Annotated in this window: 21 protein-coding genes; 17 read left to right on the top strand and 4 right to left on the bottom strand. The window is 41.9% G+C overall.

Translation table 11 applies throughout. The annotated features are described in order from the left end of the window. The first annotated feature begins 152 nt into the window (after positions 1-152). The gene (gene gltB, locus ACAY00_RS01305; protein ID WP_371376160.1) at positions 153-4,613 is read left to right on the top strand and encodes a glutamate synthase large subunit; all 4,461 of its coding nucleotides are present in this window, start codon (positions 153-155) and stop codon (positions 4,611-4,613) included. A gap of 8 nt (positions 4,614-4,621) precedes the next feature. Beyond that, complete coding sequence (locus tag ACAY00_RS01300) at positions 4,622-6,064, top strand: FAD-dependent oxidoreductase (protein WP_371376157.1); 1,443 nt, start codon at positions 4,622-4,624, stop codon at positions 6,062-6,064. A gap of 180 nt (positions 6,065-6,244) precedes the next feature. Here ACAY00_RS01300 and ACAY00_RS01295 read toward each other — a convergent pair whose 3' ends face one another. Next, positions 6,245-6,454 carry a hypothetical protein gene (locus ACAY00_RS01295; RefSeq protein WP_371376155.1) on the bottom strand — a complete coding sequence of 70 codons (210 nt, stop codon included), beginning with the start codon at positions 6,452-6,454 and terminating at the stop codon, positions 6,245-6,247. A 404-nt stretch (positions 6,455-6,858) separates the two neighbouring features. Between ACAY00_RS01295 and ACAY00_RS01290 the strand changes: the two genes are divergently transcribed. From ACAY00_RS01290 to ACAY00_RS01230, 13 genes are all read left to right on the top strand, one after another. Further along, positions 6,859-7,713 (top strand): HAD-IIB family hydrolase, encoded by an 855-nt coding sequence (locus ACAY00_RS01290; protein ID WP_371376152.1) that lies wholly within the window; start codon positions 6,859-6,861, stop codon positions 7,711-7,713. 20 nt (positions 7,714-7,733) lie between these two features. Further along, positions 7,734-8,981: a glycosyl transferase gene (locus ACAY00_RS01285; RefSeq protein WP_371376150.1), complete on the top strand. Its 1,248-nt coding sequence runs from the start codon at positions 7,734-7,736 to the stop codon at positions 8,979-8,981. 91 nt (positions 8,982-9,072) lie between these two features. Then, entirely contained in the window at positions 9,073-10,851 is a 1,779-nt protein-coding gene (locus ACAY00_RS01280) for a sugar phosphorylase (RefSeq protein WP_371376147.1), read from the top strand. Positions 10,852-10,957: 106 nt separating this feature from the next. Then, positions 10,958-11,956 carry an alpha/beta hydrolase-fold protein gene (locus ACAY00_RS01275; protein ID WP_371376145.1) on the top strand — a complete coding sequence of 333 codons (999 nt, stop codon included), beginning with the start codon at positions 10,958-10,960 and terminating at the stop codon, positions 11,954-11,956. 20 nt (positions 11,957-11,976) lie between these two features. Continuing rightward, positions 11,977-12,225, top strand: a complete 249-nt coding sequence (locus ACAY00_RS01270) for a DUF2164 domain-containing protein (protein ID WP_371376143.1) — start codon at positions 11,977-11,979, stop codon at positions 12,223-12,225. 7 nt (positions 12,226-12,232) lie between these two features. After that, a complete protein-coding gene (locus ACAY00_RS01265; protein WP_371379486.1) occupies positions 12,233-12,685 on the top strand; it encodes a YaiI/YqxD family protein in 453 nt (150 codons plus the stop codon). A gap of 147 nt (positions 12,686-12,832) precedes the next feature. Beyond that, positions 12,833-13,462: a dUTP diphosphatase gene (locus ACAY00_RS01260; RefSeq protein ID WP_371376141.1), complete on the top strand. Its 630-nt coding sequence runs from the start codon at positions 12,833-12,835 to the stop codon at positions 13,460-13,462. 260 nt (positions 13,463-13,722) lie between these two features. Next, the gene (locus ACAY00_RS01255; protein ID WP_371376139.1) at positions 13,723-13,911 is read left to right on the top strand and encodes a hypothetical protein; all 189 of its coding nucleotides are present in this window, start codon (positions 13,723-13,725) and stop codon (positions 13,909-13,911) included. Beyond that, positions 13,911-14,090 carry a hypothetical protein gene (locus ACAY00_RS01250; RefSeq protein ID WP_371376136.1) on the top strand — a complete coding sequence of 60 codons (180 nt, stop codon included), beginning with the start codon at positions 13,911-13,913 and terminating at the stop codon, positions 14,088-14,090. Before ACAY00_RS01255 ends, ACAY00_RS01250 begins: the two co-directional genes overlap by 1 nt. 297 nt (positions 14,091-14,387) lie before the next feature. Continuing rightward, positions 14,388-15,362 carry an alpha/beta hydrolase gene (locus tag ACAY00_RS01245; RefSeq protein ID WP_371376134.1) on the top strand — a complete coding sequence of 325 codons (975 nt, stop codon included), beginning with the start codon at positions 14,388-14,390 and terminating at the stop codon, positions 15,360-15,362. 145 nt (positions 15,363-15,507) lie between these two features. Continuing rightward, a complete protein-coding gene (gene mtnN, locus ACAY00_RS01240) occupies positions 15,508-16,215 on the top strand; it encodes a 5'-methylthioadenosine/S-adenosylhomocysteine nucleosidase (protein ID WP_371376132.1) in 708 nt (235 codons plus the stop codon). Positions 16,216-16,303: 88 nt separating this feature from the next. Further along, the gene (locus ACAY00_RS01235; RefSeq protein ID WP_371376129.1) at positions 16,304-16,708 is read left to right on the top strand and encodes a rhodanese-like domain-containing protein; all 405 of its coding nucleotides are present in this window, start codon (positions 16,304-16,306) and stop codon (positions 16,706-16,708) included. A gap of 23 nt (positions 16,709-16,731) precedes the next feature. Further along, positions 16,732-17,385 carry a trimeric intracellular cation channel family protein gene (locus ACAY00_RS01230; RefSeq protein ID WP_371376126.1) on the top strand — a complete coding sequence of 218 codons (654 nt, stop codon included), beginning with the start codon at positions 16,732-16,734 and terminating at the stop codon, positions 17,383-17,385. Positions 17,386-17,408: 23 nt separating this feature from the next. Here ACAY00_RS01230 and ACAY00_RS01225 read toward each other — a convergent pair whose 3' ends face one another. The 3 genes from ACAY00_RS01225 to tyrS form a co-directional block, all read right to left on the bottom strand. After that, positions 17,409-17,738 (bottom strand): ribonuclease E inhibitor RraB, encoded by a 330-nt coding sequence (locus ACAY00_RS01225; RefSeq protein ID WP_371376124.1) that lies wholly within the window; start codon positions 17,736-17,738, stop codon positions 17,409-17,411. Positions 17,739-17,801: 63 nt separating this feature from the next. Beyond that, positions 17,802-18,344, bottom strand: coding sequence for a DUF4136 domain-containing protein (locus ACAY00_RS01220; RefSeq protein WP_371376121.1), 543 nt, complete (start codon positions 18,342-18,344; stop codon positions 17,802-17,804). Between the two features lie 95 nt (positions 18,345-18,439). Continuing rightward, the gene (tyrS, locus tag ACAY00_RS01215; RefSeq protein ID WP_371376115.1) at positions 18,440-19,639 is read right to left on the bottom strand and encodes a tyrosine--tRNA ligase; all 1,200 of its coding nucleotides are present in this window, start codon (positions 19,637-19,639) and stop codon (positions 18,440-18,442) included. Between the two features lie 157 nt (positions 19,640-19,796). Between tyrS and ACAY00_RS01210 the strand changes: the two genes are divergently transcribed. Together ACAY00_RS01210 and ACAY00_RS01205 are read left to right on the top strand one after the other, a co-directional pair. Beyond that, on the top strand, positions 19,797-21,134 hold the full coding sequence (locus ACAY00_RS01210) for a peptidoglycan DD-metalloendopeptidase family protein (RefSeq protein WP_371376112.1): 1,338 nt from the start codon (positions 19,797-19,799) through the stop codon (positions 21,132-21,134). A gap of 102 nt (positions 21,135-21,236) precedes the next feature. After that, positions 21,237-21,428 carry a hypothetical protein gene (locus tag ACAY00_RS01205; protein WP_371376109.1) on the top strand — a complete coding sequence of 64 codons (192 nt, stop codon included), beginning with the start codon at positions 21,237-21,239 and terminating at the stop codon, positions 21,426-21,428. Positions 21,429-21,548 lie beyond the last annotated feature (120 nt).

Genomic DNA, 21,548 nt, shown 5'->3' with positions numbered 1-21,548 from the left:
CCTTTATCCGACATAAGGATATGTTAGTTGATTCCCCATGGGTATTTTTGACATATTTATTCAGTTAACATCTATTATTATTCTTTTTATTCATAAGCAAAAATACCCGCAAAAAAAATGACCGTAAGACATGTTTCAGGTAGGAGAGCAAAATGCAACTTTATGATTCCATTAGCCAAAAGGATAATTGTGGCTTTGGCCTAATCGCCCATCAACAAGGTGAAACAAGTCATAAACTGATAAAAACGGCTATTTCTGCTCTCGATCGTATGCAGCATCGAGGTGGTATTGCTGCAGATGGTAAAACCGGTGACGGTTGTGGTTTGCTTATGCAAAAACCCGACAGCTTTTTTCGTGCCATTGCCGAAGAAAATGAATGGAACTTAGCCAATAAGTTTGCCGTTGGTAGTGTTTTTTTAAACCAAGATCCCATTAAGGCACAAGCCACAAAAACGATATTAGAACAAGAGTTAGAAAAAGAAACGTTAATCGTGGTGGGTTGGCGCGTCGTGCCTACCGATAAACATGTCCTTGGTCCTATTGCCAAAGCCAATTTACCGGCCATCGAACAAGTATTTGTTAATGGCCCTGCGGGTTGGTCTAATATCGATATTGAGCGCCGTTTATATATGGCAAGACGTCGTGCTGAAAAACGCATCGACGACGAGGTTTTTTATGTTGCCTCATTGTCGTGTTTGGTGACGATATACAAAGGCTTGGTGATGCCACAAGATTTACCAAACTTTTATCTGGATTTAGCCGATATTCGCATGCAATCAGCCATTTGTGTTTTTCATCAACGTTTTTCCACCAATACCTCACCGCAATGGCATCTGGCCCAACCGTTTCGTTATTTAGCTCATAATGGGGAAATCAACACCATTCGCGGCAACCGTCAATGGAGTCGTGCGCGTTCATACAAATTCAATACCCCTTTATTACCGGATTTACAAGATGCGGCGCCATTTGTAAACGCCAGTGGTTCGGATTCTTCATCATTAGATAATATGCTTGAATTGTTTATGGCTGGGGGCATGGACTTATATCGCGCCATGCGTTTATTAATGCCGCCAGCTTGGGAAAATAATCCTCTGCTAGACGACAACATTCGTGCATTTTATGAATTTAATTCAATGCACATGGAACCTTGGGACGGCCCAGCAGGGATTGTCATGACCAATGGTCGCCATGTTGCCTGTAACCTAGACAGAAATGGTTTGCGCCCTGCCCGCTATGTTCGAACCCGAGATGGCTTTATTACCCTTGCCAGTGAGATTGGCATTTGGGATTATGGCGAAGATGAAGTCATTGAGAAAGGTCGTGTTGGTCCTGGGCAGATGCTGTCAGTGGATACCTACACCGGTAAAGTTCTTACATCGGCCGATATTGATGATACCTTAAAAGAGCGCCACCCCTATAAAGCATGGTTAGACAAGCATATCCGTCGCTTGGTACCGTTTGAAAAATTAGAAGCCGAATTAATTGGTAAACGTTCATTTAGCGATACCGAAATGAATCAATACCATAAGCTGTTTAACTATTCGTACGAAGAAATCCAACAAGTTATCAAGCCAATGGCTGAAAACAGCCAAGAAGCCACCGGCTCAATGGGCGATGATACGCCAATGGCGGTTTTATCGAGCCAATCTCGCACCCTTTACGATTATTTTCGGCAACAATTTGCCCAGGTGACCAACCCGCCAATTGATTCGCTACGAGAGCGTTATGTCATGTCCTTAGGCACTTGTATAGGCCGTGAACACAACGTATTTAATGAAACCACAGGACACGCAGACCGCGTACTGTTTGATACCCCAGTGCTGATGTATACCGATATCAAGCAATTACGCGAATACGACGAAGAGCACTATCGTTGTGATACATTAAATCTTAATTATTCGTTGGAAGAAGGCTTAGAAAAGGCCATTATTCGGATCTGTGACCAAGCGGTACAGTCGGTCAGAGACAATAATACGGTTATTGTGATTTTAAGTGACCGTAAAATCAATAAAGACACCCTGCCAATCCCTGCAGCCATGGCTGTCGGTGCGGTGCAATCGCGCTTAGTAAAAGAAAACCTGCGCTGTGATTCAAACATTATCGTGGAAACCGCAACGGTTAGAGATCCCCATCATTTTGCCGTGTTATTGGGTTTAGGCGCTACCGCAATTTACCCATTCATGGCTTATGAAACCATTGAGACCATGGCCGAAAAAGGTCAAATTAGCCTTTCGGCAAGAACCGCGGTGGAAAACTACCGAAATGCGATTAACAAAGGCCTGTTTAAGATCATGTCAAAAATGGGCATTTCAACCATTGCCAGCTATCGTTGTTCAGGTTTGTACGAAATTATCGGTTTGGCTACGCCTGTGATGTCATTGTGCTTTGAAGGCATTCCGAGTCGCATTGAAGGCGCCGATTTTAAAGACATCGAACAAGATCAAATTAATCTGGCCCGTAAAGCGTGGTTACCACATCAAAAAATGGCTCATGGTGGCTTATTAAAATATGTCCACGGTGGTGAGTACCACTGCTTTAACCCTGACGTCGTATCGAGCCTGCAAAAAGCCGTTCAAACAGGCGATTACAACAGCTATCGAGTATACGCTGATGCCGTAAATAAGCGCCCGCCAGCAACTTTGCGAGATTTAATAGGCTTTAAAACCGATGTAAAACCTATTGCCCTAGAACAGGTTGAAGATGACAACCTGTTATACCCGCGCTTTGACAGTGCCGCTATGTCTATTGGTGCCTTAAGCCCTGAAGCTCATGAAGCACTGGCTATTGCGATGAATCGTTTAGGCGGTTTTTCTAATTCAGGAGAAGGGGGTGAAGATGCTAGCCGCTTTGGTACAGTACGTAATTCTCGTATTAAGCAAGTTGCTTCCGGTCGTTTTGGGGTAACCCCGCATTACTTAGTCAATGCCGATGTATTACAAATTAAAATAGCACAAGGCGCAAAGCCCGGTGAAGGAGGACAATTGCCGGGTGATAAGGTCACGCCTTTAATTGCAAAACTGCGCTTCTCGGTCCCTGGTGTCACTTTAATTTCACCGCCACCACATCATGATATTTATTCCATTGAAGATCTCGCACAGCTGATCTTTGATCTCAAGCAGGTCAATCCAACCTGTATTGTCTCGGTTAAACTGGTGTCAGGCCCAGGTGTCGGTACCATCGCCTCAGGTGTCGCCAAAGCTTATGCCGACTTTATTACCATTTCTGGTTACGATGGTGGTACAGGGGCTAGCCCTCTTACATCGGTCAAGTATGCTGGTTGCCCTTGGGAGCTCGGGTTAGCCGAAGCACATCAAGCCTTGGTGGAAAACGGCTTACGGCACAAGGTGAGATTACAAGTTGATGGGGGCTTAAAAACCGGTGTCGACATTGTTAAAGCGGCTATTTTAGGGGCTGAAAGCTTTGGTTTTGGCACCGCGCCTATGGTCGCCTTAGGGTGTAAGTTCTTACGCATTTGCCACTTAAATAACTGTGCCACAGGGGTAGCAACGCAAGATCAATTACTGCGTGATGAATATTTTAAAGGCTTACCTGAACAAGTGATGAATTACTTTCGTTTTATTGCGCAAGAGGTACGGGAAATTCTTGCCAGCTTAGGGTTAACCAGCCTGAACCAAGCCATTGGCCGTACTGACCTACTGGTTGCATTAGAAGGTAAAACAGCAAAACAACAAAACCTAAATTTAGCCCGTATTTTAGCCCCAGTGGTCGCGAAAAAACATACGGCATTGCATCAAACTGAAAGCAACACCCCATTTGACAAAGCTCGACTAAACCATGCGATTTTAGCGCAAGTTAAGGAAAGTATTGAACAAAAGTGTGGTGGTTTGTTCAACTTTACCATTAATAACACCGACCGCTCTGTTGGTGCCTTGATTTCGGGAGAGATTGCGCGTTTGCACGGCAATCAAGGCATGAGTTCAGATCCGATTAACCTTCATTTAACCGGAACCGCTGGCCAATCATTTGGTTGTTGGAATGCCGGCGGTTTACACATGACCTTAACCGGCGATGCCAATGATTATGTAGGTAAAGGTATGGCTGGCGGGGCAATTTTTATCATGCCACCTAAAGGGGTAACCTATGAGCCTCACCTAACCCCGATTATGGGCAACACGTGCTTATATGGTGCTACCGGTGGGTATTTATATGCTGCTGGACGTGCCGGTGAACGATTTGCGGTACGAAACTCGGGCTGTCATGCCGTTGTTGAAGGTGTCGGTGATCATGGCTGTGAATATATGACAGGCGGGATTGTGACGATTTTAGGACAAGTAGGGTTGAACTTCGGTGCAGGTATGACCGGAGGCTTTGCTTACATTCTTGATCAAGATAACGACTTAGACATTCGTCTAAATGCTCAGTCTATCGAGGTCATAAATGTCACCGACCATAACATCCATCTAGAACATTTACGTGGCATTATCAACCAGCACTTTGAACATACACACAGTGCACGTGCCCAACATATTCTGGAAAACTTTGAACAATTTAGTCGTTACTTTAGGCTAATTAAACCCATAGCGACCGATATAAAAACATTACTAGGCCACCGTAGTCGTTCGTCAGCTGAGTTAAGAGTTCAGGCACAGTAGGAATTAATATGAGTAAAAATGTATATCAATTTGTTGACGTTAAGCGTATTGATCCGCCTAAAAAGGACATTAATGAACGCAAAACCAATTTCGTTGAAATTTACCAACCATTAAGCGATGAACAAAGCGCGGGTCAAGCAGACCGTTGCATAGACTGCGGTAATCCTTACTGTGAATGGAAATGCCCTGTACATAACTACATCCCACAATGGCTTGAACTGGTTACCGAAGGAAAAATATTTGAAGCCGCCGATTTATGCCATCAAACCAATTCTCTGCCAGAAATGTGCGGCCGTGTTTGTCCACAAGACAGATTATGTGAGTCTACGTGTACCCTAAATGATGAGTTTGGGGCGGTGACCATTGGTAATATTGAAAAATACATTACCGATACCGCTTTTGCTCAAGGTTGGAAACCCGACTTGTCGCATGTCGTGTCTACAGGTAAAACCGTTGCCGTTATTGGCGCGGGTCCGGCCGGTTTAGCGTGTGCCGATGTTTTAACCCGAAACGGGGTAAAGGCGGTAGTGTATGACAAGCAATCAGAAATAGGCGGCTTACTAACCTTTGGTATTCCGGCATTTAAATTAGAAAAAGATGTCGTGATCAAACGTCGCCACATTTTTGAACAAATGGGCATAGAGTTTAAACTCAATATTAATGTGGGTAAGGACATCCCTTTTCATGATATTAGCGAGCAATACGATGCAGTATTTTTAGCATTGGGCACCTATACCGACATGACCGGTGGTTTTGAACATGAATCTGCAACCGGTGTATACAACGCCTTAGATTATTTGATTGCAAATACCCAAAAAATCATGGGCATTGAACGAGGTGCTAAACCCTACACCAACTTTAACAATAAAAAAGTGGTTGTTTTAGGTGGTGGTGATACGGCGATGGACTGTGTGCGTACGGCCATTAGACAAGGTGCCAGTGAGGTTACCTGTGCGTATCGTCGCGACAAAGAAAACATGCCAGGCTCCCCGCGCGAAGTACAAAATGCGACCGAAGAAGGCGTTGATTTTCAGTTTAATTTACAGCCGTTAGATATCTCGGTGGATGCTCATGGGGTTGCCAACGGAGTTAAGTTCGTAAGAACCGAACTTGGTGAACCTGATGCTAATGGCCGTCGTAGTCCTAAACCGATTGAAGGTAGTGAGTTTATTATGCCTGCAGATGCTGTGGTGATAGCCTTTGGTTTCTTGCCAAGCCCACCTAAATGGATGCAAGATGCGGGGGTGAAAGTTGACTCACGTGGTCGAGTAATCGCATCAGAGCATTCTAACTTTGCTATGCAAACCAGTAAGCAAAATATTTTTGCCGGTGGTGATATGGTGCGAGGTTCTGACTTAGTGGTCACCGCCATTGATGAAGGGCGCAAAGCCGCTTTAGGCATTTTAGATTTCGTCTTGGCTGAAGAGCTGATTCACTTTCAGCAAGCTTAAGGGATTAAAACTTTAGCAATAAGAATGTAGATAAAAGCACTACTTAGTAGTGCTTTTATCATTGAACGAGGATTGTTTGTCTAAGGTCTGATCAGGGTTACTAGTTATGCTCGTTATAAGGCACGCTTGTAAAGCCAATTTAGTGACGCCTTTTAGAGCACTAAATCGATAAAAAAGCATTTATGCCTGCCTAAATTCATCCAAGCCCTCATAGGTCGATTCGAATGCTATACCCAAACCCAGTCCGAAGGCCCAACCATCATTACTTTTGGTGAAATCATCGACCAAAGGTAAAGGAACCAAAGCTGTATTTTTGTCCTGGGCTAATGCTGACTCAAAGCATATACAATTTATCAGCATGATCAGAACGATAGCGACAATTTTATTCATTAGGATTCCTCATTACTGTGGATTGGGATAGATTCCCCCCAATGAATGAACATGCCATCAATTTCAGTTAATATTTTTCCATAGAGATCAAATATTTAGCGCTATGTGCATGCTTATTTTAAATCCATTTATTCATAGCCTCTGGTCTTAAAGTGTCGCCCCGCCTAGAGTCTGTTCAAACGGTTGTGCCCTAGCAACGACAGCCAAGGTTACCCTATCCCCCTGCTTCACGTTCGATTTAAATTTTCAGCACATGCACCAACTTAGCGCAAAAACGCACCTTTCAAGCTCAATAAATAAAGCAATAAAATACTAAGCCCCACTTTAGTGCGCTTGATTCGAATCTTTGAGTTGGTATAGTAATTGCAACATTTTATTTACATCAAACCTTAAGGGAGCAAGCAGTGGCGCAAGAATATATTATCTCGACGGACTTAGATGGCACGTTACTCGATCACCATACTTACAAATTTTACAAAGCCATTCCTGCGCTTGAATACTGTCAGCAACTATCTGTACCCATTATTTTTAATACCAGCAAAACCTTTGCAGAAACTGAAAAGCTGTGCAAGCAGCTCAATAATAATCACCCTTTTATCATTGAAAACGGTTCGGCGTTATATATTCCAAAAGGCTACTTTACAGAGGCGTTATTAGAGCGCTTTGAAAAATCTGATGCTGGCCAATATTGGTTATTACATTTTGGTTTAAATCGCAGTGAAATCTTATCGCGATTAACCACGTTAAAAGCCGGTCATAATTATCAGTTTACCGGCTTTGCTGGTCTGTCTATGCGCGATCTGGCCAATGACTGTGGTTTGTCAATGGAGCAAGCGGCAATGGCCAAAGAAAGACAGTTTTCAGAGCCACTAAAGTGGCAAGATAGTCAGGTAAAAATGGAAGCATTTAAAAAGCATTTACAGCTCTTTGGCTTATACGGCTTAGAAGGGGGGCGTTATTTACATGTGCAAGGCCAGAGTAATAAAGCCAAACCCTTACTGTTTTTAAAATCTTTGTACGAGCAGGCGTCGAAGGATTCAGGCGCTAAGCATAAATTAATAGCCTTAGGTGATAGTGGTAACGATAGAGCAATGCTTGAATGTGCCGATATTGCTGTGGTTATTCAATCACCTACTCATAAAGATCCAATTATCGATACGCATAAAAACCTTATCCGCTCCAAGGGCATAGGACCTAGTGGCTGGAACGAAACCATATTATCTATTTTGCAACCGCAAGCAAATCAAACGACTTTATAGTCAAAATTAAGGAGATCTCCATGGGCGATTTTTATCAAAATGGCATTATTACCACGTTACATAATTTATCTCGCCGCCCTGTAGAAGACGTAGAGGCGGAGCTATCCGAATTTTCTAAAAAGCGACCAATGGGACTGGTTTTACCGAGCCTTTATTCTGAATTACAAACTAAGGCCTTGCCCAATATTGTTAACGAATTAAAGGAGGTCCCTTACCTATCTCAAATCGTAATTGGTTTAGATAAGGCGGATGAAACAGAATATCGTCATGCATTAGAATTTTTTGCGCAATTACCGCAACATCATAGGGTTCTTTGGAATGACGGCCCGCGCCTAAAAGCCATTGATAAAGAGTTAAAAGAACTTGGCTTAGCACCGGAACAAATGGGCAAAGGACGTAATGTTTGGTATTGCTTTGGTTATATGCTGGCCTGCAATCAGGTTGAATCAATCGCCCTACATGATTGCGATATTTTAACCTATGATCGCAATCTTTTAGCTCGCTTAATTTACCCTGTCGCTAACCCTAAATTTAATTATGAATTTTGTAAAGGCTACTACGCCCGCACCGCTAACGGAACCTTAAATGGTCGGGTCAGCCGTTTGTTGGTGACGCCGTTAATTAGAGCCCTTAAAAAGCAAGTCGATGATACAGAGTATTTAGATTATTTAGACAGTTACCGTTATCCGCTGGCGGGTGAATTTTCATTTAGAATTGATGTCTTAAACGATTTACGGATCCCAAGTGACTGGGGTTTAGAAATTGGTGTTCTGGCCGAAATGAAACGCAATTACGCCACCAATCGTTTATGTCAGGTCGACATTGCCGATATTTACGATCACAAGCATCAAGATTTGTCGGCTGAAGATGAAAATGGTGGTTTATCAAAAATGTCGATAGACATCGCCAAAGCGCTATTTCGTAAGCTCGCGATTCAAGGCACTGTATTTAACGCTGGCCGTTTTCGTACGATTAAAGCCACCTATTATCGAATCGCATTGGATTTTATCGAAACCTACAAAAATGACGCCATCATTAACGGTCTCGATTTAGATGTTCACAAAGAAGAAAAGGCGGTGGAGTTATTTGCCGAGAATATCATTAAAGCCGGTCAGAAATTTTTAGAAGATCCTATGGAAACGCCATTTATTCCAAGCTGGAACCGCGTTATTAATGCCAAGCCCGATATTTTTGACCGTCTAAAACTCGCAGTTGAACAAGACAACGCTGAATTTAGCCAAAAGATCATGAATACAAAATCAGCGTAAACGTTAAAAGACGCTCTAAGCAAAGGCGTTAACGACAGCACCCGCTAGGCTTACCTAACCGCACTCATTCACTCTCTTTGTTGAGGTATATATGATTAAAAGCCGTTCCATTGATAGCCCAAATTCAAAACTAAGCGATCTCTTAACGCGCTTAGTTTCGCATTTAGATATTATTTACCCAGAACGCCCTAACAACCTTGTACTAGCAAAACAAATGGCCAGTATTATGGGGGTTGAAGATGGTGGCCATGCTACCATTTCTCATACCAATCATTGGGATCAATCGGATATTTTTTTAATTACTTATGCCGACAGTATTCAACACGACAATCAGTACCCTTTAGCAACGTTGTCTGAGTTTATGCAAACTCATGTCAAAAATACCATTTCAAGCATTCATTTATTACCCTTTTATCCTTACAGCTCTGATGATGGCTTTTCGGTCATTGATTATTATCAGGTCAACCAAGCGATGGGCGACTGGCATCATATTGAACAGCTAGCAACGCAATATAACATTATGGCCGATGTGGTGATAAACCATTGTTCGGCTCGAAGTGGTTGGTTTGAAAACTTCAAACAGGGTAAAGAACCTGGCAAAAACTTCTTTTTTGAAGCGAGCCCTGAGCAAGATACCAGCATGGTCGTTCGACCTCGTACGCACGAATTACTCAAAGAGGTTGATACCCTGGATGGTAAAAAGTACGTTTGGTGTACCTTTAGTCATGATCAGGTCGACTTTGATTTTCGCAACCCTGAAGTCCTAAAAGAGTTTGTCTCAATCATTCGCTTTTACCTCAACAAAGGGATCAACGTATTTCGCTTTGATGCCATCGCGTTTTTATGGAAAGAGGCCAACAGCCCCTGCATTAATTTGGTTCAAACCCATGAAATAGTGAAACTGCTACGCTTACTAGTCGAAAAAAAACACCCTTCAGCGATTATTATTACCGAAACGAATATCCCTAACCGACAAAACTTAATGTACTTTGGCAATGCCAACGAAGCCCATGCAATTTATAATTTTTCATTGCCTCCCCTGCTTATTCAAACGTTAGTTACCGGTAATTGTAAGCATTTAAAAACCTGGTTAATGACCCAGCCACCGGCGCAAAATGGCACCACTTACTTTAATTTTATTGCCTCTCATGATGGTATTGGTTTACGTCCTGTAGAAGGTATTTTAAGCGACGATGAAACCGACGAAATGATCAATACCATGCTAAATTTTGGCGGCAAGGTATCTTGGCGAGCCGTAAAAGGCGGTAAAAACCAAGCTTATGAAATTAACATCAGCTTATACGATGCCTTAAGTGGTACCACCAAAGGCCTCGACAACCTGCAATTTCAACGATTTATTTGTGCGCATGCAATTATGCTCGCCATTGAAGGCATTCCCGCGTTTTATATTCACAGTTTATTAGCAACACCAAACGATTTCGAGCGCGTTGTAAATACCGGACAAAATAGGAGTATTAACCGCCATAAATGGGCATATGATGCGCTTATAACCGAGCTTGAAAACAGTCACTCACATCACCATTTGGTGTTTAAAGAATTGTCTCGCCTGATTAATATTCGTAAACAACAATCGGCACTGCATCCAAATGCCACCCAATACACCTTACATTTAGGCACCGCCATTTTTGCCTTTTGGCGCCAAAGTCCAGATCGCAAACAAAGCCTTTTCGCGATAAATAATGTCAGTGATGAGCCTCAAACACTCAACCTGAATGAGCTTAATTTAATTTCATTAGATCAGTGGGTTGATCTTATTAGCGAGACTTTATATACCAACTTAGATGAACAAATTACCCTAGCGCCCTACCAAACTTTGTGGCTAAGCAACAAACCCAGCGACAAAAGTTAAAGGTAACAAGGTATCGGGATTATCAAGCTAAAGCATGTGTTTTAGGCTTGTAGTGAACGACAAATTTCGTTTTAATGGGTCAACGTTTGTGTAATTGGCCTGACTTATGACAATAAAATCATTACTTATCGCGATAAGCTCTTTTACTCTCTTTTCTTGTGCTCAAACAACTCACAGTGACCCTTCTCACTCCGCCTTTGCGCCGAGATCAGCGGGTGCCAACGTTGCAGCCGACTTCAGCCGCCCTTTAGATGATCAATTGGTGCGTCACAGTTTTTTGAGTTCATTAGACAATAGCGAACGTGACTATTTTGTTTATTTACCAAGGGGATATGATAAAAACCCTAACAAGAAATGGCCTGTACTGTTGTTTTTACACGGCAATGGTGAGCGCGGAAATGGCAAAAGTGAACTGGGCTACGTGTTAAAACACGGACCACTGTACGAGGCTTGGATACAAAAAAAACCTCTCGATTTCATTATTATTGCACCTCAACTGCCGATGTTTGGGATGGATAAATATGCTGACTATTTAAAAAATCGAGATATTACGAGCATCCCACAACGATTACCCCAAAGTATCCCTACGAGAGAGCCGGACTTTGTTACTTCGGAGCCGATGGCGCAAGAGCTCGCTATAAAAGATATGAGCAATATCAAACCTCTTCTCCCAATGGGATGGGAACAAATCGAAAATGACTTATTGCAGATGTTAAAGGATGTTGCGCAACATTATCACACCGACCAAACGCGGGTTTACTTATCTGGATTAAGCTATGGTGGTTTTGGTACTTGGTATATGGCCAGTAAACACCCTGAAATGTTCGCAGCCATTGCCCCTGTTGTGGGCTGGGGACACCCAACATTAATGGCCCCGATAGCCAAAGCTCAGTTACCGGTTTGGGCGTTTGCAGGAGGTCGTGACCGGGTTATATTGGCTAAACACTTCTTTGCAGGAATCAATAAACTGGAAGCTTTAGGTCACCAACAGGTACAATTTACCATTCATCAAGATATGGGCCACGATGCCTGGAAACGGGTATATGCAGGTGATGATTTATACAATTGGTTTTTACAGCATAAAAAACCCCGCCCCCAACAGTAAAATTAACATTTAGGATAAACATGAGTTCAATAACGCTAAACTCAGAGCAAAAACAGGCTTTGGTTGGTAAATTACAACGCTATTTTGAAGACGAGCTACACCAAGAACTTGGTCAATTTGATGGCGAGTTTTTATTAGACTTTATCGCCAGTGAAATGGGCAGTGTGTTTTACAACCAAGGGCTCTATGATGCACAAGCCATATTATCAGCGAAAATGGACGATATTAGTGATGCCATTTTACAAATAGAACAGCCGGTGGACATCTAAGATGGCAATGCAAATATGGGTAGATGCTGATGCCTGCCCAAACCCCATAAAAGAGATTATTTTTAGAGCCGCTGATCGCACTCAAACCCTGACGACTTTAGTGGCCAATCACTCTTTGCGTACACCACCATCAAAATATATTCGCTTTGTCCAAGTACAAAATGGTTTTGATGTTGCCGATAACGAAATTGTTAAACGCGTAAACCCAGGTGATTTAGTGATCACGCAAGACATTCCTTTAGCGGCCGAAATTATTGCCCTTAATGCCATTGCATTAAACCCAAGAGGTGAGCGTTATACTAAAGCCAATATTGGTGCTCGTCTAAATATGCGTGACTTTATGGATACCTTACGCGCAAGCGGGGTACAAACAGGTGGGCCAGCAAGTTTAAGTGCGGCAGACAAACAAGCGTTTGCCAACCAATTAGATCAAATTTTGGCGCAAATTAATAACAATTAAAGGTTGCGATTAGGCCACAACAAACGGCCAATCCCTTTACCTAAAGGCGATTTTTTCGAGACCATAACTCACTAGTGCATCCCGTTTTTTTCTGGCACAATAGCCAGCAATTAATGAATACAATAACAAACCCAACAAAGGCGAAACATGTCTGAACTATCTACAGCAATCAATCAAATTTCTCAAATGCTAAGCATGCAGGATGCGATGAATTCTCGCGTATCCCAGACTTGGCGTGACAATGGCTACGAATGGTATCGCGCCATATGGGTAGAATGTGCCGAAATGCTAGATCACCACGGTTGGAAGTGGTGGAAACATCAAGAGTGTGATGTACCACAAGTACAATTAGAGTTGGTTGATATTTTTCACTTTGGTTTAAGTTTGCGTCTAATGACGGAACCAAACACTGACATTATCGCCAAAGAATTAGCCAACGAGCTTGCCCAAAGTCATGATTACACTGACTTTAAACTGGCTCTTGAAGACTTAGCCTCAGCAGCCGTTAGCAATAAAGCCTTCGACGGTAAAAGTTTCGCTGCTTGTATGACCCTAATGAATATGGACTTAAACGAATTGTTCAGACAATACGTTGGCAAAAACACGCTAAATTTTTTCCGCCAAGATCATGGCTACAAAGAAGGCACATACATCAAAGTTTGGGCTGGTAAAGAAGACAACGAAGTACTTGCCAATTTGGTCTCGCAATTAGATACCACTGCACAAGATTTTCAACAGCAAGTATATCAAGGCCTAAAGAACGCCTATCCGGCATAAGCTAGAGCCGCTAAATGAAATTCAAACCGCCTTCGGGCGGTTTTTTATTATTTCCACCTTTCAAGTCCCGTCTTGTTTCTTTGAAAGAAAATATAATCCGTTGATTAAAAGTAATTTTTCACGTTAATATGGGGTATTAGCCTCGTATAAACGAATACTGATTTGGCTCTTATATGTCACTTTTTACAAACATCTTTTGACTCGATTTTCACCAACGATTTATAACAAACACAGTTACCACTAACATAGGGAGATAATACGTGGTTATCATTGAAATTTTGATCGCTATTTTCGCTTGGCTTACCTCCGGTCATGCCATTGAGAAAATATGCAATAAAGTAGGATTTATTGACACCCCAAAATATGTCTTTTGGTTACCGGCTCTAAACCTAGTGTTTTTAGTGTATTTAGCATTTGCTAAATGGCCAAACTACGAGGAGCGTAATTGATGTCTATTTTAGTCACCTTGCTGATATGGTCGATTATTGGTTTTGCCGGCTGGCGAGTCTTTACCAGAGCAGGATTTAAAGGCCAATTCGGTCTGTTTTTTCTGGTGCCCGTAATGAATTTTATCGCTTTAATACTTTTAGCTTATAAACCTTGGCCTATTGATAAAAAATCCAAATAACCAATATAAAGTTATATTTTACAAAACATTAGGCCACTTTAAGCGACTGTTGCCGCCATTATTTTCGACAAAGTGCAACCACCTGATATAAGTACAACTACACCTCAATAAGCTCGGTTTTAGCTCAAAAAAGCGACAATCGAGCAATTTATCAACCTATCATTACTGTTAGTGTAAATAACATGCAACAATTGATTTCACGATTATACTATAAATATTAAGGACTTAGATATTTAGCCAGATTTATTATTCACACGCTCAATGTAGATTGGGGCCAAAGCATGTAAAGGAGATAATATGCTGTTTATAACCAATAGAACCCCAAAACAATCGCAGAGATCGAGAAAAGGGCGCAAAATTAGCTTCAATTACGATAATACAACGGTTTCTCAATCTTTGTATTTTTGCTTTCGTGAAGACATCAACCAATATACCGAAATTATGTCACCGGCATTTTTTCAAACGCTTAAAGAACTTCCAGAAAACACTCAACTGTTGTTTTATTTGCACGGTTTTAACAACAATATGGAACCAGATGTGTTTCAAAATGCCGCAAAATTACAAGATTTACTCAACCGCACGACGCCTGATTTAGTTTATGTCATACCAATTATTTGGCCATGTGATGATGACGCAAAAGTCGCCATTATTGATGATTATTGGGACGATCAACAAGCCGCCGATGCCAGTGGTTCTTCGTTCGCCCGTTTGCTGGGGAAATTTGACGATTGGCGTCGAGAAAAATCTCAACAGCAAACACCCTGTTTAAAACGTATTAATGTTATCGCCCACTCAATGGGCAATAGAGTTCTTAAAAATGCCTTAGCGCATTGGGCCAGCCACTATTGCGCAGGTAATATGCCGCAGCTTTTTAGAAATGTGTTTATGATTGCCGCCGATGTTGAAAATGATGTCTTAGAAAAGTCAGAGCCCGGTCGGTACATAGTTGATTCAACAAGAAACCTTGTTGTTTACTACGCCAGTGATGACTTGGCAATGCCGGCTTCGAAATTGGCCAATATAAAAAATAAAACAGCGTCGAGAAGATTGGGAATGACGGGGCCAGAGGATTTGACTAAGTTACCTAAAAATGTATACGAAGTGGATTGCGATGACTTTAATAACCATTTCGATTTAAAGGGGCATTGTTATTTTTTGGACAATCATCAAAAAGAACCGAGCCCCATTATTGCTCATATGTTTGCAGCCATACAAACGTGTCGGATCAAACCGGCGACAAGAAGCCACATATTAAAACCTAAATCAGACTAAGCTATCGGTTAGATTTGACCATGATAGCCAACGCCCAAAATTAAAATATTACATTGATTGATTTTAATTTTTCTGCAATTTTGATTCAGTCAACAACACGATTTAGTTTATAATTGCGATAATTTTTATTGACAGAGTCTCCCTTATGAAAGCAGGTATTATCGGCGCTATGGAGCCGGAAGTGGCTATTTTAAAAGCCAAACTTGAAAACCTTGAAACGCACCAGCACGCCAACTTCACCTTTTATACAGGTCTTATTGATGGCAACGACATTGTTCTTGTGCAATCTGGTATTGGTAAAGTGGCGGCAACAATTGCAACCGTCCTAATGATTGATAAATTCGCCCCAGATTACATCGTAAATACGGGATCGGCCGGTGGTTTTGAACAATCTCTGGTGGTTGGTGATATTGTTATCAGTAATGATGTTCGCCATCACGATGCCGATGTAACCGCATTTGGTTATGAAATTGGTCAGTTACCAGGGATGCCTGCTGGATTTACACCACACCCAACTTTAGTAGAAGCGGCACAAGCAGGTATCGACAAGCTTGAAGGGATCAAAACCTTAACTGGGTTAATCACCACGGGCGATACCTTTATGACCAAAGATGATGACATCGCCAAAGCCCGCTCAAATTTCCCCACTATGGCGGCGGTTGAAATGGAAGGTGCGGCTATTGCTCAAACGTGTCACCAAATGGGGGTGCCATTTGTGGTCATTCGATCGATGTCAGATATTGCCGGTAAGGAATCGCCTACCTCGTTTGAAGCGTACCTAGAAACCGCATCCATTAACTCATCAAAGCTGGTTATAAACATGCTAAATGAGTTAAAAAATAACAACCTTTAACTGAAAAAAGTGTCTGATGTAAATCAGACACTTTTTTTTGGCAACTGCTATAGTTGCTATGTGTGGTCTACATTTACGGATATTTCAGATGAAAAAAAACATAATTATTATCACCTTGTCTTGGCTTTTAACCACTTGCATCAATATCGCCCTTGCTCAAGTAAGTGAACTCGAAGCCGAAGTCAGTAAAGCGCAGTTACTGGCGTTACAAGCAACCAACGAAGACATCTTACTTCTAGATGTGCGCACCGAAGAAGAATATAACAATCAACATATTCCTGGGGCGAAAAACATCTCTCACACCCTGTTGCCCGAAAAGTTGTCGCAAATAGCAGAGTACAAGGACAAAAATATTGTGGTGTATTGTCGCTCCGGTCGTCGAGCCCAAATCGCTATCGATATTCTTAAAGCCAATGGCTTTAACCATGTCAGTCATTTAACCGGTGACATGTTAGGTTGGAACGCTGTCGAACTGCCGCATAAAACACACTAGGTATAAAGCTTAAGGTCACTTCATTGTTATTTCAAACCTTATCGGTCAGTGCTTTTGTCTACCTTATTGATATCCTTGGGGTGATCGTATTTGCGATTTCTGGTGCGCTCGTTGCCGGCAGGTATCGTCTTGACCCGTTTGGCGTAATTGTGTTGGCATCCGTGACGGCTGTTGGTGGCGGTACCCTTAGGGATGTCATTTTAGGTTTACCCGTTTTTTGGACCTTAAATAGCGAGTACATCGTGGTGATAGTACTCACAGCATTGTGCACTATTGTTCTGGTTCGCCAACCTAAATTAGTGCCAAGACGCTCTTTATTAGTAGCCGATGCTTTTGGCTTGGTATTTTTTGCCGTCTTAGGGGCGCAAAAAGCCTTAGTGTATGAGCATGACTTTATCACTGCGGTCATTATGGGCACCATAACAGGGGTTGTGGGCGGGATGTTAAGAGATATTATCTGCAACCGTATCCCATTGATTTTACAAGAAGAGATTTATGCTGTTGCCGCAATCGTGTGCGCAACACTATACGTAGGGCTAATTAAAATAGGTCTTGCAGAACCGTTGGCAGGAGTCGTTGCGATTATTGTTGGCTTGTTATTACGACTGGCAGGTATTTATTGGAAAATATCGCTACCAGCCTTTCATTTTGACGATGACCCACAAGACAGTAAATGATTTTTGCGTCAAACTAGGGCCGATTAATCGTCGATTTGCACACCCCAGCCATCGTTATAGCCGTCAAACTGACGCGCAAGCTTTTCAAATTCCTGCTCTTTTTGCACGATATTGTCATAACTTGGCACCATAACTAGAGTGCAATCCACATCCCAGACTTGCGGTGTTTGGTCAGGATGAACCTTGACCACAACATCGGGCATGGTTTGCTTAATATGTTCCGCCAGCGCTCGGGCATTTTGTTCTTGCTCAAACAACTGGAAATACTCCACCCGCATTGGTTGCGCTAAATCGATGCCGGCCTCGATCATTTCAGCTAATACAGATCCGGTTTCATCATTTGGTAAGCTCATATAGTCTCTTAACGTTATATAGTAAAATTATAAAATTGTGCGATAGTATATCACTGTCTTGTTTTATTGCGATTTTCCAAGCGGAAAATTCATTAACATTTTATCGACCGCTTGCATAATAATTTGCTGATTTTCGTCACTGGTATTTTTTAATTCTGTTTTTAGGGAAGTGTAGCTCCGATAAACACTGCGCTGGCTATCATTATCTAACACATCAAGAACCAAGGTTTGGGGTTTGATTTTGTGATGTTGTTTGGCAAGCTTTTGTTTACTACAGCCTAAACAAGCCTGCACTAACTTATTGTACTTAATAAAATCCTCAGTAGAGTCCCTTACTAAAAAGTAACTGACAATCACATCGGCATTTGCCACTGGTGCATAGGCATAGTTTTTTTCTTCCATCGTGCGTTCTATCGCCAACTCTATCCGGTTGCGTTGGTAATCGCTGAGTGCTTGTATTTCATTAAATTTGGAAGCGCGTGCAAATAAGCTGTAGGTTTTAATGCTATTAAAGTTATGGTCCTGAATATGCACTGGGGCAGGCGAAGCACAGCCAACTAAATAAACAAGAGCAAAGATAGGTAAGCAAAAAAATATTCGAATCATAGACATAACATTTTATTTATCGTCCTATCACTTTACGATAAATAACAATAAAAAAGCCAGTCGATGACTGGCTTTTATGATATCGAGTTAAGCAGTTAGCTTAAAGTAACCTTAGCAAATTTACGCTTACCGACCTGGTAAACGGCGGTTGTACCGGCTTCACAAACCAACTTAGTATCGCCAACTTTTTCACCATCAATTTTAGCCGCGCCTTGTTTGATCATGCGCATAGCTTCTGACGTACTTGCCACTAAACCAGCATCTTTAAGTAGGTTAGCGATGCCAATGGTGCCATCGTCGGTTGCTAACGTTAGCTCTTTGATGTCATCAGGCACGGCACCTTTTTGGAATCGATTAATAAATTCCTGATGGGCTGCAGTAGCCGCTTCTTGATCATGAAAACGGGCAATCAATTCTTTGGCTAGCTCAATTTTAAAATCTCTTGGATTAGCGCCGTTGGCTGCCTGTTCTTTGTATTCATTAATTTGTTCAATGTCTTTAAAGCTTAGTAAGTCAAAGTAACGCCACATTAAATCATCTGAAATTGACATCACTTTACCAAACATATCATTTGGTGAATCGGTGATACCAATGTAGTTGCCCAAAGACTTAGACATCTTTTGCACGCCATCTAGACCTTCAAGTAGTGGCATCATTAATACAGTTTGTGGACGTTGACCCTCTGCTTTTTGTAATTCACGACCCATTAACAAGTTAAATTTCTGATCGGTACCACCTAATTCAACATCAGCTTCTAGGGCTACAGAATCCCAACCTTGAACCAGAGGATACATAAATTCATGAATAGCAATCGCCTGACCATCTTTGTAACGTTTTTTAAAGTCGTCACGCTCCATCATGCGGGCAACCGTTTGACGAGAAGCCAACTTGAGCATCCCAGCTGAGCCTAGTTTCTCCATCCATGTGGAGTTAAATACCACTTTGGTTTTAGCCGGATCTAAGATTTTAAATACTTGCTCTTTATAGGTTTCAGCATTTGCTAATACATCTTCTTGTGATAATGGCTTACGGGTAACGTTTTTCCCCGTTGGATCACCAATCATCCCGGTGAAATCACCAATAAGGAAAATAACTTCATGCCCTAATTGTTGAAATTGACGCATTTTGTTGATCAAAACCGTGTGGCCTAAATGCAGATCCGGTGCTGTTGGATCAAAACCCGCTTTAATTTTTAGTGGTTTGCCCGTTTTCAATTTTTCCAGTAATTCATCTTCTAGTAAAATTTCTTCCGCACCACGTTTGATTTCTGCAAACGCTTGCTTTATATCCGTCATTTTTTCGCCCTACTATTGGTCAACATATTAAATAAATTACCGAATTCTACTTTAAATTACAGTTGAGATAAAACCCTAGGGTTGTTTGCTTTTTGTATTTTTTGATATAGTTACCCTTTGTTAAATCGGATTTTTCCACTAAAAAAGTTATAAAACATTGAATAAGTTAAAGAATATATTTTTAGAATTGCCTCTTAAGCATCGAATTTTAATCGCTGCTAGTAGCTTATTTTTACTTTTTTTGCTTATTTTACCCTCAGATCCGGCCTCTGCGAGCCGTGTCAGTGGAAAAAATGCGATAGAAGTAGGTAAAGTTTACACCCTAGAGGTGCCACAACAAGATCAGATCAAGGTAACGACGCCAAAAGAGGACGTTGAACCGGCAGATGATCCGATAAGTTGGCAAACCAGCACGGTTCAACGTGGCGACTCGTTAGGCAAAATCATGGCTGATTTTGGCTTTACGGCCAAAGAAACCTATGACATTACCCACACCGAACACGGTAAACAACTCACCAATCTAAAAGTCGGTGATGTGTTATCTTTTGCCAGCGACGATAATGGTCATTTAGCGGCTATAAAATACGACCTGAGTATGACTGACGTTTTACACGTAGTGGCCAATGACACTGGCTTTTCTAGCCATATTGAAGAAAAGCAAATTGAAACTCGTGTAGATTACGCTCAGGCTACGATCACCAGCAACTTTTGGAACGCCGGCTCGCAAGCGGGTATGAGCGATAGCCAAATCATGAATCTCGCCAATATTTTTGGCTGGGATGTCGATTTTGCCCTAGATATTCGTGAAGGCGATAGCTTTAGCGTGATGTATGAAAAAAATTATGTTGATGGTGAATTTGCCGGTGAAGGTAATATCTTAGCCGCCGAGTTTATCAACCAAGGTGAGGTTTTTCAGGCGATTCGCTTCAAAGATGGTGAGTTTTACACCCCTGAAGGTAAGAGCATGCGTAAGTCGTTCTTACGGGCACCAGTGAGCTTTCAATACATTAGTTCAAACTTTAAGCCCAAACGCTATCATCCCATCCTAAAACGGGTAAAAGCGCATAATGGCGTCGATTACCGCGCTCCTACTGGGACTCCGGTAAAAGCCGCTGGTAATGGCCGTGTTATTGCGGCGACGTATAATAAATACAATGGCAACTATGTGTTTATTCAACACGCCAATAATATTGTGACCAAATATTTGCACTTTTCTAAACGCGCGGTAAAAAAAGGTCAACGTGTAAAGCAAGGGCAAATCATTGGGTATGTTGGCTCCACAGGTTTATCGCAAGCACCTCATCTACACTACGAGTTTGTTTTAGATGGTGTTCATCGCAACCCACGTACCGTTAAGTTACCGGATGCACAACCGATAGAGAAAAAATATCAAGCCGAGTTTAATCAGCACGCCGCAACGCTGCTGGCCAAGCTTGATAGCTCAAGACGCGCAATGTTGGCGGCAACCGGCGAAACCTCTGCAACCGCAGAGTAGTCTCTATATCCACTCCAAAGACCAAGCCAAGCGAGTTAAGTGATGAACTTACCTCGCTTGATGCTGTCTAAAAACTACCCTGCAGACAATATAGGAGGATACATGGATCTAGATAAAATCCGTATTGGCATGGTCTGTGGTAGCCATAAAGGCTGTGGAACTGTTACTTGGGTAGATGGTGCAACCCAAACCATTTACTTAACCGATGTCATCGACAATCACAAATTTGAAGTTGGTATTGAAGAAATAGTCGATGACCCGCAGATTCACAATCACGATGATTTTTATTATTAACATCATTTTAGAATGTAAAAACCGGTCGCATCTGCCACCGGTTTTTTAATCTAATCCGAGCGAAACTCCTCCCCATTTTTTAATCGTTTTGGTCATTCTCAAGGTCAATTCTTTCGCCTT

Origin of the sequence: Thalassotalea sp. 273M-4 (genome assembly GCF_041410465.1) — a bacterium.
Taxonomy (GTDB): domain Bacteria; phylum Pseudomonadota; class Gammaproteobacteria; order Enterobacterales; family Alteromonadaceae; genus Thalassotalea_A; species Thalassotalea_A aquiviva.
Note: the sequence above shows the minus strand (reverse complement) of the source record. Positions and strands in the feature narration are given on the sequence as shown.